Genomic DNA, 16152 nt, shown 5'->3' on the forward strand with positions numbered 1-16152 from the left:
CTGGCGCGGTCCGGCGCACCTCCCGCGTCGCTTCAATCCGCGTGGGAAATGTCTCGCGGAGGCTCGGCACGCGGTAGCGCTGTTGCGATTGTGCAGGGCCCAGGTGGATGCCCCGCGAATCGCGTGAACTCCGTCGCGACACCGGACGGCAAGGTGGGCACCACCACAACCCACCTCAGTACCGAGGCGAAGCAGGTGCCCCGCGAAACACCTCTCCTGCGCGGCAACACCCGGTGGGACAGGCCTCCTCCGGCTCAGCCCACTTCGATATCGAGCCCGATGCGGCCTTCCAACTTGAGGCGCAGCAGGTGCCCCGCGAAGCGCTCGGACTCCTCGCGGGTGAGGACGTTGCGGAAGGCCGTGCCGTCCGCGACCTCCACCTCCAGCACCGCGCCACGTTGAAGCAGGCGGAAGAAGTCATCGCCCCCACCCGGCTTCGGCACGAACACGGGCAGGAAGCCCTTCAACGGCAGCACCTCTCCTGCCCCGCGCATCCGCGCCTCCAGCGCCGCCGCGTCCGGACGCACCTCTTCCGGCGTCACGCCCTCGTCGGCATAGAGCGGCGCGGGCGCCAGCGACACGTCCTCCGTGGAGTCATCCAACAGGAAGCCATGCCGTGACGGAATCCGCCCGCTGAACAGGAAGCACAGCAGCGCGGGCGTGTCCCCCGTCACACGAGACAGGTGCAGAATCGACCGCTCCGTGCCCAACCGGCGCAGCATCAGCGTCAACGCCGGACGGCTCGCGCTCAGGTAGCGCTGGATGCGGTCCTTCAGCGTGGCGCGAATCTCCGCGAAGGCGTCGGCATGCCGCGCCTCGCTCTCCGCCTCTCGCTGGGCCACCGCCTCGCGGGCCTGCGTGAGCTTCTCCTCCGCGTCCCGAAGGAAATCCCCCGCGGGCGCGACCCCACTCACGAGCCCAGGCTCCGCGCTGGCCGGCGGCGTCAGCCCCGCCGCGCGCACCGCGCCCAGCAGAAACGACCCCTGCTGCTCCAGCCGCTCGCGCTCCTCGCGAAACCGAAGCCTCGCCGCGGCCTGCTCCAGCTTCAGCTCCAGCCACGCCTCGTAACCCGACTCCAGCGTCTCCAGCGCGCGCAGCCGCGCCAGCGCCGCGTCCGGGCCCTCGGCGTCTTGCGCGCGCTTCACCACCCCGTCACCCCGCGTCGTGTCGCTCACGAGCGCGGAGTCTACCCGCCCGGAAACAAGAAGGCCCCCACCCGCGACCGTCACCGGCGCGAATGGAGGCCTCCTGACCTGCGTGGCAGGCGAAACGAATCAGGCGGTGCGGGAAACGGTGCCCTGCGGGCCCGTCGTCGCCTGGGAGCCCTCGCCACGGCCCACGGCGTTGTTCAAGTAGTCCTGGCCGCTCTGCAGGCGCTGACGGAGGTCATCACGGAGCTGGTCGCCCGTCTTCGGCGCCAACAGCAGGCCCAGGCCCGCGCCCACGAGGATGCCCGCGGCGAAGGCGCCCACGACGGGCAGGAGCGTGTCGACCGTGTCCCGGCGCGTCTCCAGACCCACCAGGTGCAGCAGGTCGTCCTTGTCCAGCTTCTTGAGATTGTTGAAGTTCATGATTGCGACTCCAGAGGTTGGGGGGTGGGAGAAAGCCCGGCCTAGTACGCGGGCGGGCGGGGAGTTCCTGCGGAGGCGGCGTTCGCCGAGGCCACACCTTCGGACCTCGCACCACCCATACCACGACCTGTCTGATATCCCTGGAAGGCGGCTTCCGCCATGCCCAGCAGCTCATCCTTCACCAGGGGCAGCGCGGCCAGACGCACGCCGAGCCGGAGGACGCGCGCCGTCAGCGGCGTGAAGAGTCCGCCGCCCAACAGGTAGCCGACGCCAATCGCCGCCGCCATCATCCCGTACGGGTTGCGCTGCACGCGGCCGCGCAGGTCCAGGGTCTGCCCCAGGTCCTCCACCGCGCCGCGCGCGTCGGACCAGAGCTGCTGTGCGTCGCTGCCAATGTGGTCCACGCGCTGCCCGAAGCCGCCGCCCTGCGGGTCCTGCGGCGAGCCATTGCCCGATGCACCTGGAAACGTCGTCATACGTTCATCCTCTCGTGTGGTTCCAGCGCGTCCGCTCAGCGGCGCGAGGCAATGCGTCCGACGAGGAAGCCCACGGCCACCGCGCCCAACAGGCACGTCCCCGGGTTGGCGCGGATGAAGCTCACCACGCGGTCGTTCATGTCCACGAGGTTCTGGCGAGCCTCGTCGATCTGCGGCACCACGCGGTCCTGGAACTGACGGGCCTTGTCGGCCATCTGCTGCGGATTCATCTCCATCGAAGCGCTCTCCTCAATAATCGGGGGTACTGCGGAAGTCGTCAGTCGCGCGAGCCCAGCCACAACCCCACGGCGAACGCCGCGCCCAGGCTCGCGTAGGGATGGCGGTGCACCCACTGGCGCCAGTCGGTGGCCACGGACACCTCTTCGCGCAAGGCGCTCACGGACGTGGCCAGCTCGGCGCGCGTCCGCTCGATTTCGGCGCGCAGCTCCGCGCTGCTGCGAGGGCTGTGGGCCTTGGGCAGTCCATTGCTACCGGCCATGCTGCGGCTCCTTGAAGATTTCACGGTTCGCCCCCTGGAGCGCGTTCACCGGCGCACTGGGAGCGGTGTTGGTCAGCGCGGCCACGCTGAGAGAAAGCTCCTGGGACGTATCGTCCATCATCCGGCGCGCCTTGAGGCGGTTCACCGCCCACTTCGCGCCCACCGCCCCGCCCACGAGGTTCGCCAGGCCGATGCTGCCCAGCGCCCCGGACCAGCCCAGCCACGTGGACAGCCAGGCCGCCAACGCCGCGCACACGAAGCCGTAGCCCACGAGGATGAAGGGCACGAAGGCGGCGATCATCGCCACGTCCAGGCCCGTCGCCTTGACGTCCTCGGTCAACTCCATGCGCGCCAGTTGCAGGTGCTGGGTCACCAGCCGGCTGAAGCCGTCGGCCATGCGCCCAACGAGCGCGGTGATACCGCGCTCGGTCTGTTCACTCCCCACGTGCATGCGCTCTCCGGCCGACGCGTACGGCCCCACAGGTGCCGGCCAACCTAGGCATGCACCTGTTCCGCGACAACCACGTCACGGTGTTTTTGTCCGGCGCGCGCAAGCGTCGGCCAGTGAACGCGCGCCAGCCCATCCGCCCAGTCTACCCGATGAGCTGCACGGGGGGAGAGCGCGAAGGCTCCTCGAAAATGGGGGCCTCGAAGCGCAGCACGAGGGGCAGGTGGTCAGACGCCACGCGGCTCAGCGCCGTGCGATGGGGATGGATGGCGAGCGGCCGCACGCCCGCATCCACGAAGATGCGGTCCAAGCGCAGCAGGGGCAGGCGCGTGGGGTACGTCCGCGCGGGCGCGCGCAGCTCCAGCGCCGCGTCGTGGATGGCCTCCCGCACGAGCGAAGGCACCGGTCCGTTCCCCCAGTAGTTGAAATCTCCACACACGACCAGCGGGTCCTTCCGCACGGCGTCCCGGAGGATGTCCGACGACAGGAGCATGGCCTCCTGCTTTCGCCGCTCGCCCAGGCGCAGGCCCAGGTGAAGCGAGAAGACATGAAGCTGCGTGCCGCCGCCCAGGTCCAGGTCGCAGCGCAGCGCGCCCCGCGGCTCGCGGCCTCCCACGCTCAGGTCGTAGTTCTTCGATTTGAGGATGGGCAGCCGCGACAGGATGGCGTTGCCGTAGCGCCGGCCGTTGCGAACCACGTTGGGCCCGAAGGCCATGTGCAGCCCGAGCAGGTCGGCCAGGTGCTCGGGCTGGTCCTCCCGGGGCGTCACGGCGCGAAAGTCTCCGACCTCCTGGAGGGCGATGATGTCCGCGTCCACTTCGCGGAGCACCTCGCCCACCCTCACCAGGTCGAAGCGGCCATCCGTCCCGATGCCGCTATGGATGTTGTACGAAACGAGCCTCAGCTCCACGCGCGTCGCTCGCCCGGTCAGGACAGCGGCAGGATGCGGCCCGCGGCCATGCGCACGACGGTGACGGGCAGCCGGATGAGCCGGGACACGGCCTTGACGGCATCCCCCAGGCCACCGCGCAGGGCCTGCACCTGGTGCTCGGCCTCGTCGCGAATCTCCGTCATCCGCGCGCGGGGCGGCTGCTCGCGCGTGGGCGGCAGCGCGCCAATCGGCGACGTCGCGCCCACCGCGGGCGCCTCGGCCTTCTTCGCGCCGCGCTTCGTGCGCTTGGGGCCGGTGAAGCTGGGGCCGTGAGAGAACTTGGCGTCGGGCTCGGGCCGCGCCAGCTCCTCGAGCTGCGCCTCCATCTGGTGCGCGATGTAGAGCTCTTCCGTCTCTGCGAAGCGCTTGCCGTAGTGCACGCCCTCGTGGCTGTCCATGGCTTCCGGATGGGCCTTGGAGTGAGCCAGCCGCGCCTTGTCCTGCCGACGCAGGCTTCGCTTCGGCGCCGGCAGCGTCTTCGGAACCTGGTAGTGGTCAAAGCTATAGGGACGAGGCATCCGCGAATCTCCCATTCATCGAGTCCGTTCAGAAGCTAGGAAGCCCCCAGTCCCTCGGGTACGCCTTGACGCAATTCGCCCTGCCGGGCCGCTTGCTCCTCGAACAGGCAGGCTCCGAGGCGCGAGCGTTTCCCTTCCAAGTGCCGGCAACTCCTTGCATCGGAGCCACCGTTGGAAAGCGTGCAGCCATCATCCCACCCAGGCGACAAGACGAGCGCTTCCGAGGGCGGGAGCAGGCGTGCGGCAAATCTCCACCACACCCCGGGAAGAGTTGCGCGCGACGTGGTGTAAAAACGGCCCATGCCTTCGCACGCACCCGGCCGGAAGAATTCCAACTCCCCTTACCTGCTCCTCGCCCTGCTCGCGTTCGGGACGAAGGCAGGGGCGGCCGAAACCGCCTCCGTCCCCGTACGCGCGGAGTCAGGGCAGGCGGAGGAAGCGCACGCGCCCCACCTGACGCTCCAGCCGGACACGGCCAAGCCGGGAGACCCGGTGCTGGTGACGGTGAGTGGCGTGACGGCGCCGCCCACCGGGACGCTCGCGGGCCGCGCGCTGCGCTTCTTCCCCTGGGGAGACGGCTACCTGGCGGTATCGGGCCTGCCGGTGGAGGCGACGCCCGGCACCGCGCGGGTGACGGCCATGGGCCCCGTCAAGAAGGGCGCGCCGCAGGTGGAGCTGACGGGCACGTTGAACGTCGTGGCGCCGGGCTACCCGTCGCGCGAGCTGCGCGTGGCGGGCAAGTACGTGAAGCCTCCGGCCGCGGTGCGCAAGCGCATGGCGGCGGACCGCCAGGCCTTCGCCGAGGCCTTCGCGCAGCCCTTCGCCTCGCCCCACTTCACCCAGAACTTCGCGTGGCCCCGTGAGGACCGCATCACCGCGCCCTTCGGAGACCGCCGCACCTTCAACGGTAAGCTGTCCAGCCAGCACTTCGGCGTGGACATCGACGGAGACCCGGGCACGCAGGTGGTGTCCGCCAACGACGGCACGGTGGTGATGGCGCGCGACAACTACGCGGCGGGCAACACGGTGCTCGTGCACCACGGCGCCGGCCTGTACACGGCGTACTTCCACCTGTCGCGCATCAACGTGAAGGCTGGCGACACGGTGAAGCAGGGCCAGGACCTGGGCCAGGTGGGCAGCACGGGCCGCGTCACCGGGCCGCACCTGCACTGGGGCGTGAAGGTGGACGGGCTGTGGGTGGACGGCCAGAGCCTGCTGAAGATGGACTTCTTCCCGCACCTGCCGCCCAGCGTGGCCCGGAATGAAACCACCGGGCTCACCACGCCGTAGCCGAGTTCAGCGGTCGTGCCACTTGGGCGGGCGCTTCTCCAGGAAGGCGGAGATGCCCTCCCCCGCGTCGTCCGCCAACACGTTGAGCGACAACTGGGAGGACAGGTACTCCAGCGCGGCGGGCAGCGGCAGGTCCTCCGCGGTGAAGAAGGCCCGGCGGCCCAGCGCGAGGACGGCCTGGCTCTTCCCCGCCAGCTTCCCCGCGAGCGTGGACACCGCGCCGTCCAGCTCCGCCGCAGGCACCACGCGGTTGAGCAGGCCCAGCGTCAGCGCCTCGCGCGCGGGCAGCCGGTCGCCGGTGAGCACCAGCTCCAGCGCCCGCTTGCGGCCCAGGTGCCGCTGGAGCAGCGCCATCATCATCATGGGGAACAGGCCCACGTCGATTTCGGGCGTGCCCAGGTCCGCGGTGTCCACGGCGACAGCCAAATCACACGCGAGCACCAGCCCCAGCCCTCCCGCCAGCGCATGGCCGTTGACCCGCGCCACGGTGGGCTTGCGCAGCTCCTGGAAGCGGACCAGCAGCCGCCCGTAGGCCCGCCGGCCTTCGTGCGTGGCCAGGAAGCCCTCGTCGCCCGCCATCGTCCCCAGGTCACCGCCCGCGCAGAAGACCTTCTCGCCCGCGCCGGTGAGCACCACCACGCGCACGGCCGCGTCGGACTCCGCCCGCTCCAACGCCGCCATCAACTCGCGCACCACGCCGGGTGACAGCGCGTTGCGGGCCTTGGGCCGGTCGATGGTCAGGAGCGCTTGGGGGCCTTGGACTTCGTAGCGGACTTCTCCGGCTTCCATTCGGACACCTCCGCTGCCTGAGCGCCGGTGAGGACGCCGTAAAGGAAGGAGTTGGCGATCTGCGCCTTGGCCTGCTCCAGCGCCGCGGGGTCTCTCGCGTCGGCCAGGCCCACGACGAAGGCCGTGAGCCCCATCTCGATGTTGCCGAAGAGCAGCGCGGAGGCCAGGTGCGCGTCCAGCTCCGGCCGCAGCTCGCCGCGCTCACGCGCGACGCTGAACAGCTCCGAGCTGAGCCGGATGGCGTCCACGAAGGCCGTCTGCCGGTTGATGCGCGAGCCTGCCGGGCTGCGGGCAATCTCCAGGATGAGGACCTTCACCGCGCGCGGGTCCACCCGGTACGCCTCGAAGGCCACGTCGACGATGCCGCGCACCTTCTCCGCGAGCGTGCCTTCGCCCTCCACCACCGCGCGCACACGCGTGACGAAGCCGCTCCAGCCCGTGTCGAACACGGTCTCCAGCAGCTCATCCTTGTTCTTGAAGTAGTGGTAGACGAGGCCGTACGCGACGCCGGCCTCCTTGGCCACGTCCGCGATACGGCAGCCGTGGTAGCCCTTCCGGGCGAACACGTCGATGGCCGCGCGGAGGATGGTACGGCGCCGCTCGCTCTCACGGGAGCCGCTGTCCGCCGCCGGCTTGTTCTGCTGACCCACGAGGTCCTCCACCGGCGGGTGATTCGCCAGTCAACCAGCGGAGAACCTACGGAGGGCGGGCCCTGGGGTCAATGCCTTCGTGGGCCCGCCCAATCAAACGGTGCTGACTACTCCACGGTGCCCGAGATGGTGGGCCCAATCACGTAGACCTGGTGCCCCTCCTCCTGCGCCGCGGTGTACTTGCACAGCGGGTTCACCGACCAAGGGACGGGCGGGTTGGAGGGCGCCGGCGCGGGCCCTTCGGAGGGCTGCTCGTGCACGTCGCTGATGAGGTACGTCTCGAAGTTGAAGGACGGGTACGTCAGCGCGATGCCCGCGTTGGCCTGGGTCACCTTGACGGGCCCGGAGGCCCCACCGGCGCAGCCGTCATCCTCGCCATTCTGAGCGATGCGGTTGAACCAGGGGTCGGAGACGATGAACGAAACCGGGATGCCACCAAAGTGGCTGATGAACGGAGGCGGCGTGGTGGGCGGGGAGATCTGGAGCCGCGTGTCGCGATAGTCCAGCCCGTGGGGCATGCCCGTCCACAGGATGCGCTCCTGCACCCAGATGAGCGTGCTGGCGTCGTACTGGCCATTCTTGCCCGTCCAGCGGCCATCGCCGTTGGTGTCGACGTAGCGCTCACCCGGGTCCCACGTCCCGTTGTCGTTGTTGTCGACGAAGGGCTCGGTGGTGTCCTCGAAGGGCTCGCCCGAGTCCCACACGCCGTTGTTGTTCAGGTCGTCGAAGGCCTCCTCACCGCTGGTGATGGCGATGAGGGAGACCAGGTTGTCACGCGGGTTGTTGACGATGCCCGGGCGGATGGGGTCCGGACGGCGCGGCTCCGGGCGGTCCTGCTGCGGCTGCGCGGTGTTGCCGTAGCTGGCAATCGGGTTCTCGTCCCAGAGGAAGGGGTGCATCCAGAGCGGCGCCAGGTACTCGCCGGTGTGCGTCGCGTCCTTCACCGGGTTCCAGGTGAACACGCCCGGCTCCACGTCCTGGGGCAGCGGCAGCGACGTCTTGTAGAGGACCTCCGCGTTGCCCACCACGTCCGTGACGGACACCGCGCTGGGGCCAATGGTGCCGGCCTCGGTGAGGAAGGAGACCTGGGCGCCCACCACGCCGTCGCCGTTGCGGTCACCCACGTGCGCGATGCACTTGAGCTTCACGCCGGCGATCAGGCTGCGCGTGTCGTCCCAGGCGCCAATGGCGTGGTGCAGACCGGAGGCGTTGCCGGAGAACGAGCCGCACTGGAAGGTGAACTGACGGGAGCTCGAGTTGGTCCCCGCGAAGCTGACCACGGGGCTGACGGCCCGCTTCATCTCGGCGCCCGTGCCGGCCGTGGCGATGACGACGGCGGAGGCCACCCGGCCACCACGCGCCACCACCTGCACCGTCACGAGACCGTCGTTGGGATTGGTGACACCCTCGGTGGGCGACAGCTCGACGCCCGGGACCGGGGACTCCAGCGTGAAGGACACCTGCGTACCGGCTTGCGGCTGGCCTCGGGTATCCACCGCGCGGAAACGCAGCGTGGTGATTTCACCCAGTCGCGGCTGAGCCGGTGACTGGTCCACGAATTCAAGTGTGGCGGGAGCCGACGGCGAGCATGCGATGAACAGCAGGCTCGCGACGGCCACCCACGGGGCCAGACCCGGACGCATCAGTGGAAACTCCTTGAAGGCGATGAAGGAAGCGGGCTGTACGCGAGCAGCGCACAGCGCATCTTCCGCATCTTCCCGGGCCACCTACCGTCCAGTCAAGGACAGGACAGGCGGACCGGAGCCCTCTTGCGTCCAGGGCCTGGAATCCCTGGGGGATGTCTCAGGCGGCGGTGCCGCTGAACATCACCCGCGCGACGCCGAGGAGGCGGTCCACGTCCCGGGCGGTGAGGCCGCGGGCGCGCGCGAAGTCAGACAGGGGCCGCAGGAGGTCCTCCGTCTGAGCAAGGGTCTGCTCCGTTCCCGTGAAGAGCTCGCCCAGGCTCACGCCCAGGGCGTTGGCCAGTGCGGCCAGCGTCTCCACATGTGGGACGCGCTCGCCACGCTCAATCATCGAGAGGAACGACACGCTGATCTGCGCTCGCTCGGCGAGCTCTTCCTGCGTCCAGCGCTCCGGCCGCTGTGTCCGAAGCTCGCGGATGCGCTGCCCAATTCGTTTTCCGAGGTCCGACACGAAGTACTTCTCCTGGCTGTTTCGGGGTTGGAGGAACCACCACCCACGGCTGGTGATTCCTAGCCTCCGGAACCAAAGGATCCGAAATTCGCCACGATGAGGTTGATGCCGGAGAATTCCAGCCCCAACTCCCGCCGCAGCGTCATCACTCCCTCGACCCGCCAGCAGTCGCATGCAGGCCCATACGAGAGGCCGAACGTCTGCTGCTGGGCAACGAAGCGAGTTTCTTGAGTTTTAGGATCCCGGTAAAGCGGTTGCACAATTGCTTCGTACCGCACTCCCAGCCCAAATCCGAGCTTCAAACGCGTACCCGCGATGAGGGCCTGAGCACGTTCGGCCGGAGAGAAGCCGGGTTCTACTCGGGATAGTCCGCCTACCAAGGTATCCAGCGAGCGGCGAACGACGTCAGGGCCCACCCAACGGGGATCGGCGCCCAGCGCGCGGTCCTGCTCACTGATGGACAACAAGTCGTCGAAGCGCGCGTAGACGGCGTGCCCTTTGCCGTCATCGACGTTGATCTCCGCGGCCAGCCCGGAGATGCGGCCCGCTGTCGGATCGTACCTGACGGTCCCCGCGGCGGTCAGGATGCCCGCGTTGGCGCTGAGGCGCGCGAAGGTGTCGCGGAGCACGGGCCCTGAATCATCGAGCTTCCCCGCCGCCGGCACATGCCGGGTGAGGTCGAAGCCCTGACCGATGCGCAGGCGCAGCGGCTCGCGGATGGTGTTGCCCCGCTTGAAGCGCAGCGTCTGGTCCACGGCGAGCACCGCGTGCAGGAACCCGCGTGTGCGCCCGTCGGGTTGATACGGCACGGCCGCGTCCACTTCATCGTAGGGCCGCGCGGAGCCGTCCTCGGACGCGCCCGCCGTGGGCAGGCTGCCCCACCCTCCTGGCACGTAGCGCACCTCCAGCGACGGCGTGATGGCGTGGCGGAAGCTCGTCTCCTCCCCCTTGAAGACGCGCGTGAGCTGGCTCTCCAGCAGCACCCCCGCGATGGGATAGCCCCGCTGCCACGTCCTGCCGGAGACCTCACCCAGCCACACGTCCTGGCGCAGGCCCAGCGAAGGTGACACCCGCATCAGGTCGCCCACCCCGAAGGACGTCGACAGGCGCGGGTTGAAGTCCACGCGGTCGCGGGCCTCGCGGTCGTTCGAGTTGAAGATGCCGTCGGACTGGGGGGTGTCCGGACTCAGGCTCCGAGTGAGCGTCTCTGCGTTGAACACGGAGTAGTCACCGGCGCGACGGAAGATGCCGTCGATACCCTCATCGCCGTGCCCACCCCGAAGCGGTGCCAACCGGGAGTACTGCACGGTCAGCCCGCCCATGAGCCCGGCCAACACGGGGCGATCTGGCAACGCCAACGTGATGGCCGGCAGTCGCTGGAAGGTGGTGGGCGCCTTCAGGTCGGGACGCGACGGGTCCGCCGCAGCGGGCACGCGGTTGTCCTGAAAGAAGCGATACCCCCACCGGATGTCCTGACGCAGCGACACGTCGAGCCCTGCGTACAGGTCATCCTGACGCTGGTACACCGTGGCCGTGCTCCGGAGATATTGGAACTCACGGGCGACGATGTCCGCCGTAAGGTCGCGGGTGTAGAAGCCGTCGGAGACGAACGCGGCGTCCACGCGGTCGTGCCACCCGTTGCCCAAGTCCTGCGTGTGCTGCCAGGACGCCTCGCCCCGAAGTCCGCGACGTTCGTCCACGAGCTCAGACGTCCTCACACCGTCCACGGTCCGCCGGTAGAAATCGTCTCGGCTCGGGTCCCGGATGGGGCGGAAGTCATAGAGGAAACCCAGCGTGGCGCGGCCCCGGGTCCGCTCGCTGGGTGCGTAGCGGAACTCGGTGAGCAGGCGTGGCCCTTTCACGCCCGTGATGCCTGGCTCGCGCAGAGCCGAGTCAGCAGGATTCGGAACGGAGGCGCCGCCGCTGAAGTACCCCGGCGTGAAGGTCAGGTCGTAGCTCTGCCCCAACGTGATGAAGAGCGGCTGCTCCAACGCGAAGCCGTTGAGTGCGTTGAACGTGGGCTTGGGAATCAGCAAGCCCGTGCGCCGCTGGGACAGGGGCATGTAGAGCCACGGCAGCGCCATCACGGGCACGGACTTCACGTACACGACGGGCAAGGTCATCGTGGCGCGCTCGCCCAGGACGACCGTGGCGGAGCTTGCCTCCATGCGCCAGCCCGGCTCATTCGGGCTGCAGTTGCAGGGCGTGAAGGCCAGGTCCTCCACCACGAAGGTGTTCTCTCCCGTGCGCCGGATGCGCGTGCCGCTGAGCAGCACGGGCGTCTCGCCGATGGCGCGCAGCTCCTGGGGCGTCTTCGCGGCGAACAAGGCGTCCTGGGTGACGCCCTGCTTCTGCATGAAGAGTCCGCCCTCGAGGTTCGCCTCGTAGGTGCGCACGTCCATCGTCACGCGGTCGGCGACGGCGGCCATGCCACCCGGCCCCACGTACACGACGTTGCCGGTGGCGGTGACGAACGGATTCGCCGCGTCGTACTTCACTTCGTCGGCGCGCAGTTGCTGGGTGTCCGTGCGAAGCACGGCGTTACCGCGCGCGGTGACGACCTTGGTGTCCGCCTCGTAGACGACCAGGTCTGCCGTGAGCTGCGCCTTCTCGCCGTTGGGCAGGGCCAACGGCGTGGCGAGCGGCACCTGCGACGTGGTGACCAGCAGCGCGGCGGCGAGCGGGACGAAGAGGCTCATTCAGGGGGTGCAGGGTATGCCGCGCCCGGGCCGAGCGGCCCGCCCTTTTCACCGCCCTGTGCGCTGGAAGTCCAATGAAATGACGTTCCCGTCCTGCCGGGTCTGGAACGGCGCGCCCTGCCGGAGCTGGATGGTGATGCGCACATCCCGCCCGGAGGCGCTCGGGTCCACGCGGAGCACCGGGGACGCGAAGAAGGAGGTGTCCAGCGGCAGCGTGTTGTTGTTGGAATCCACGCGGGTGTTCTCCAACTCCAGCACGACCGTGCGGCCCCGCTCGCCCACCGAGTAGCTGACGGGTTCGTTGGTCCGGATGAAGACCCGGGACGAGTCCGCCTGCTGCTGGAAGCCCACCAGCGTCAGCGTCTTGCGACGGGACGACACCTCGCCGCCGCTCGAGCGCGACGGCTCCGAGGCGGGCTGCGGGCGGCGCTCCCGAGCGGCGCGGGCATCGGCCTGACGCTGGCGACGCTCATCGGCGGCGGCCTGTGCTTGCGCGCGGCGCTCTTCGTCGGCGGCCTGCTTGGCCGCGCGACGCTCATCGGCGGCGGACTGCTTGGCGGCGCGGCGCTCATCGGCGGCGGACTGCTTGGCGGCGCGGCGCTCATCCTCGGCGGCCTGTGCGGCGGCGCGACGCTCCTCCTCCGCGGCCTGCTGGGCGGCCCGCTTCTTCTCGGCCTCGGTCCGCGCAAGCTCCTTCTTGCGCTGGGCCTCCTCAGCGGAGGCCTGCGCCTGCGCGCGGCGCTCATCCTCCGCGGCCTGCTTGGAGGCACGCGCGGCCTCTTCCTGGCGGCGCTTGTCCTCGGCCGCCTGTGCGGAGGCGCGAGCCTCGGCCTCCTGCTGACGCTTGCGCTCCGCCTCAGCGGTGGCCCGGGCCTGCTCCTCCTGCTGACGCTGGGCGGCGGCACGGGCCTCGGCCTGCCGCTTCGCCTCGGCATCCTGGTCCCGCTTCGCGGCAGCGGCGGCCTCCGCGGTGGCCTTCTCCTGGGCCTCGCGGTCAGCCCGCGCTGCGGCGGCGGCATCCGCGGCGGCCTTCTCCTGCGCCTCACGCTCAGCCCGCGCGGCGGCGGCGGCATCCGCGGCCGAGTTCCCCGCGGGGGCCTGCTCCGGCGTCGGCGCCTGCGCCACGGCCTGCTCTCCACCGCCCGCGACGCGGACGATGAGGCTGTTGCCCTGGGCCTGGATGTCCGTCTCGACTTCGCGGTCGTACCCGATGAGCACGCGCGCGATGGAGGACGACTCGGAGCCGTAGGCCGCGGTGCGGATGCCCGTCACCGTGGTGCTCGACACCGAGATTTCCTCGGGCACACCGGAGAAGGTGGCCTCGGAGATGTCGATGACGAGCCGCGGCGGGTCCGTCATGGTGAAGGTGGTGAAGTTGGCCTTCTGCGTGCCGGTGATGGTCACCGTCCCACCGTTCACCTGCACCGCGGTGATGGTGTTCAGGCTCCCAGCCGGCGCCTGCGCGAGCGCCACGAAGGGCACGAGCACCACACCGAGCAGCCACGCGACAAACGGCTTCATCGACCACACCCCTTCACATTGACAGAAGAGCGGGGAGGCTATCACGCACCAATGAGCCTCCAACTTTCCGTCCACACGCGTCTAGCGAAGCCGCGGCAGGCTCGGTGAGCGGTAGCGGTGGGTCCGCGCGTACTCGATGAGGTTCTTGATGTCGTAGCAAATCTGCCGGATGTCGTGCCCCATCGTCAGCTCGATGTGGCTGTTACCCTTCACCGGCCGCCAGAGCAGGTACTCGCTCTTCGCGGCGCGATACACGCTGCGCGTGGACTCCAACGAGGCCAGGGGATCCAAGTCCCCGAAGATGATGGCCATGGGAATCTCGATGCGACCGAAGCCCCGCTTGAAGTCGAAGCCGGTGCGGTAGCAGACCATCTCACCCCGGCGAATCCAGCGCGCGAACTGCTCCAGCACGCGACGCGGCTCTCGCTCACCGCCTTCGCGCAGGAGCCAGCGGATGTCATCCGCGCTCACGCGCTCCGGGTTGATGAGCCGGTTCAGTCGTGTGGTGAGCTGTTGATACAGCGGCGAGTCCTCCGCCTTCGCGAGCTGCCGCTCCAGCGTCTTGAGGATGATGTCCACCGGCACCGCGTCGAAGCGCAGCGTCCGCCGCGCCCGAGGGGTCAGCTTGCGCCCCATGCCCTTGTTCACCAGCCCCACGCCCCGCGCGAGCAGCTTGCGCCCGACGCCTTCCATCTTCCCACTCACGTTGAGGCTGGCGAGTGTCAGGTCGATCATCCCGGCCAGCATGGGCGCGCCGTGCGCGAGCAACCGCAGCAGCATGAAGCCGCGCCCCAGGTCCGCCGGGGAGCCGATGGTGATGAGGCCCTCGAAGTCGTTGTGGATGCCGGCGTAGCCGTAGCCCAGCATCCCGCCCATCGAGTGGCCGCAATAGAAGATGCGCTCACGCCGCGTGATGCGCTTCACGCCGGAGACGGCCGCGGGCAAGTCGTAGAGGAAGTAGCTGTCGATGTCCCAGCCGTAGTCGAGGTCGGGAGGCAGGGGGCGCTTGAAGCGCTCGGCCCGCTCCTTCTGGAACGCGATGGAGCTCTTGCCGTGCCCGCGCAGCTCCAGGATGTGGATGTCCACTCCGAAGAAGAGCAGGTTCTTGACGAACTGCCCGCTCGTCCACGTGTGCCGGTTCTGTGAGAAACCGTGCACCAGGAGCAGGGGCTCGCCAAACAACGGTTGCGGAAAAGGCTGCTTCACTGGACGGTAGCGGGTGATGACCAGCGACCAGCCGTCCGCCGTCTCCACGACGTACTTCGTCTTCGAGTAAAGCGCCCTGAAGTCGACTTCGTCGATGGAGGGGATGGGCGGCCCCGGTGTCGCGGCGGCTCTCCAGTCCGGCAGGCGCATGTCTTGAATCTACGGCGGCTGCTGCATCGCGCCAAGGTTTCGATACAAGCGAGCCTTCAACATCCCGACCAGGAACAGTGAGCCTGTACCCAGGATCAGGTCGTCCGAGGTTGCCCGCTCACGCGCGGCGGCCAGGGCGGCGTCCACATCCGGCCAGGCCGTCACGTCCTGACACAGCGCGCGCGCCTCGGCCAGATAGGCCTCGGGCGCGAGCGAGCGCGGTGTCTCCAGGGGTGTGAGCTGCACGGAGGCACACTCGGGGAAGAGCGCTCGCATCATCGGTCCCCGGTCCTTGTCCCCCACCACGCCGAAGACGAGGTGGAGGCGACGTCCCGGGTAGAGGTCCTTCAGCGACGCGAGGAGCACCTCCACGCCCGCCGGGTTGTGGGCACCGTCGAGCAACACGACAGGGCCCTGCCCCACCTCTTCCAGGCGTCCCGGCCAACACGCGGACGCCAGCCCCGCCCGCGCGGCCTCCGGCGGCACGGTGATGCGGCGCTCCTGCAAAGCCTCCAGGCAAGCGAGCGCCACCGCCGCGTTCTGCCGCTGGTGCGAGCCCCGCAGCGCCAGGGACAGCCCCTCCAGGCGCCACGACGTCCCTTGGTACGACAGGCCGCCGTCCGCTTGACGTTCGGCGAAGAAGTCACGGCCTTCGAGCCGCACGGGCGCGCCCACCGCCTCCGCCTTGCGGAGGATGGCCTCCAGGGCCTCCGGGGCCTGCTGCCGCGCCACGACACAGGGCACGCCGGGCTTGAGGATGCCCGCCTTCTCCCCGGCGATGGCCGTCAGCGTGTCGCCCAGGTAGTCCATGTGGTCGAAGGACACGGGCGTGATCGCCGTCACCACCGGGCTCGCGGCGGTAGTGGCATCCAGCCGGCCCCCCAAGCCCGTCTCCAGCACGGCGACATCCACGCGGACCTGGGCGAAGTGCCACAGGGCCACCACGGTGCCGAACTCGAAGTACGTCATGGGCTCGGACACCGCGCTGGGGTAGCGCTCCAGCACCTCCAGGATGCGCAGCCCGAAGTCCGCGTCGGAGATGTCCTCGCTGTCCACGCGGATGCGCTCGTTGACGCGCACCAGGTGCGGGGACGTGTAGAGGCCCACGCGGTGCCCGGCGGCGTGCAGCGCGGCCGCCGTCATGGCACAGGTGCTGCCCTTCCCGTTCGTCCCCGCGACGTGGAGCGCCGGGTACTGGCGCTCCGGGTGGCCCAGGGCGGCCAAGGCCTCCTGGACGCGCTCCAACCCCA

At 69.5% G+C, this 16152-nt stretch carries 17 protein-coding genes; 1 reads left to right on the forward strand and 16 read right to left on the reverse strand.

The genetic code is table 11. From position 1 onward, the window contains the following. Positions 1-254: 254 nt before the first annotated feature. From A176_RS20775 to A176_RS20810, 8 genes are all read right to left on the reverse strand, one after another. Entirely contained in the window at positions 255-1175 is a 921-nt protein-coding gene (locus A176_RS20775) for a hypothetical protein (RefSeq protein WP_002634870.1), read from the reverse strand. A gap of 99 nt (positions 1176-1274) precedes the next feature. Beyond that, on the reverse strand, positions 1275-1574 hold the full coding sequence (locus A176_RS20780) for a YtxH domain-containing protein (protein ID WP_044890077.1): 300 nt from the start codon (positions 1572-1574) through the stop codon (positions 1275-1277). Between the two features lie 38 nt (positions 1575-1612). Next, a complete protein-coding gene (locus A176_RS20785) occupies positions 1613-2047 on the reverse strand; it encodes a hypothetical protein (RefSeq protein WP_002634868.1) in 435 nt (144 codons plus the stop codon). A gap of 35 nt (positions 2048-2082) precedes the next feature. Beyond that, positions 2083-2283, reverse strand: coding sequence for a hypothetical protein (locus tag A176_RS20790; protein ID WP_002634867.1), 201 nt, complete (start codon positions 2281-2283; stop codon positions 2083-2085). Between the two features lie 41 nt (positions 2284-2324). Then, positions 2325-2546 (reverse strand): DUF3618 domain-containing protein, encoded by a 222-nt coding sequence (locus A176_RS20795; protein WP_002634866.1) that lies wholly within the window; start codon positions 2544-2546, stop codon positions 2325-2327. Beyond that, positions 2536-2997 (reverse strand): phage holin family protein, encoded by a 462-nt coding sequence (locus A176_RS20800; protein WP_002634865.1) that lies wholly within the window; start codon positions 2995-2997, stop codon positions 2536-2538. Before A176_RS20800 ends, A176_RS20795 begins: the two co-directional genes overlap by 11 nt. Before the next feature lie 142 nt (positions 2998-3139). Continuing rightward, complete coding sequence (locus A176_RS20805; RefSeq protein ID WP_002634864.1) at positions 3140-3904, reverse strand: endonuclease/exonuclease/phosphatase family protein; 765 nt, start codon at positions 3902-3904, stop codon at positions 3140-3142. Between the two features lie 17 nt (positions 3905-3921). Beyond that, positions 3922-4443 carry a hypothetical protein gene (locus A176_RS20810; protein WP_002634863.1) on the reverse strand — a complete coding sequence of 174 codons (522 nt, stop codon included), beginning with the start codon at positions 4441-4443 and terminating at the stop codon, positions 3922-3924. A gap of 300 nt (positions 4444-4743) precedes the next feature. On the opposite strand from A176_RS20810, the gene A176_RS20815 reads away from it, so the two are divergent. After that, the gene (locus tag A176_RS20815) at positions 4744-5733 is read left to right on the forward strand and encodes a M23 family metallopeptidase (protein ID WP_002634862.1); all 990 of its coding nucleotides are present in this window, start codon (positions 4744-4746) and stop codon (positions 5731-5733) included. Positions 5734-5739: 6 nt separating this feature from the next. Here the strand turns inward: A176_RS20815 and A176_RS20820 are convergent, their stop codons facing one another. From A176_RS20820 to A176_RS20855, 8 genes are all read right to left on the reverse strand, one after another. Continuing rightward, positions 5740-6522, reverse strand: a complete 783-nt coding sequence (locus A176_RS20820; RefSeq protein ID WP_044890076.1) for an enoyl-CoA hydratase/isomerase family protein — start codon at positions 6520-6522, stop codon at positions 5740-5742. Next, positions 6471-7172, reverse strand: a complete 702-nt coding sequence (locus A176_RS20825) for a TetR/AcrR family transcriptional regulator (protein ID WP_044890140.1) — start codon at positions 7170-7172, stop codon at positions 6471-6473. The genes A176_RS20820 and A176_RS20825 overlap by 52 nt, the downstream gene beginning before the upstream one ends. A gap of 107 nt (positions 7173-7279) precedes the next feature. Continuing rightward, positions 7280-8815, reverse strand: coding sequence for an Ig-like domain-containing protein (locus A176_RS20830; RefSeq protein ID WP_044890075.1), 1536 nt, complete (start codon positions 8813-8815; stop codon positions 7280-7282). A gap of 160 nt (positions 8816-8975) precedes the next feature. Then, the gene (locus tag A176_RS20835) at positions 8976-9326 is read right to left on the reverse strand and encodes a helix-turn-helix domain-containing protein (protein WP_002634858.1); all 351 of its coding nucleotides are present in this window, start codon (positions 9324-9326) and stop codon (positions 8976-8978) included. A gap of 59 nt (positions 9327-9385) precedes the next feature. After that, positions 9386-12025, reverse strand: coding sequence for an LPS-assembly protein LptD (locus A176_RS20840; RefSeq protein WP_002634857.1), 2640 nt, complete (start codon positions 12023-12025; stop codon positions 9386-9388). A 48-nt stretch (positions 12026-12073) separates the two neighbouring features. After that, the gene (locus A176_RS20845) at positions 12074-13546 is read right to left on the reverse strand and encodes an AMIN domain-containing protein (protein WP_002634856.1); all 1473 of its coding nucleotides are present in this window, start codon (positions 13544-13546) and stop codon (positions 12074-12076) included. 81 nt (positions 13547-13627) lie between these two features. Further along, positions 13628-14902 (reverse strand): alpha/beta hydrolase, encoded by a 1275-nt coding sequence (locus A176_RS20850; RefSeq protein WP_002634855.1) that lies wholly within the window; start codon positions 14900-14902, stop codon positions 13628-13630. A 9-nt stretch (positions 14903-14911) separates the two neighbouring features. Further along, positions 14912-16147 (reverse strand): bifunctional folylpolyglutamate synthase/dihydrofolate synthase, encoded by a 1236-nt coding sequence (locus tag A176_RS20855; protein ID WP_002634854.1) that lies wholly within the window; start codon positions 16145-16147, stop codon positions 14912-14914. Between the last annotated feature and the right edge of the window lie 5 nt (positions 16148-16152).

Source organism: Myxococcus hansupus (assembly GCF_000280925.3).
Lineage (GTDB): Bacteria > Myxococcota > Myxococcia > Myxococcales > Myxococcaceae > Myxococcus > Myxococcus hansupus.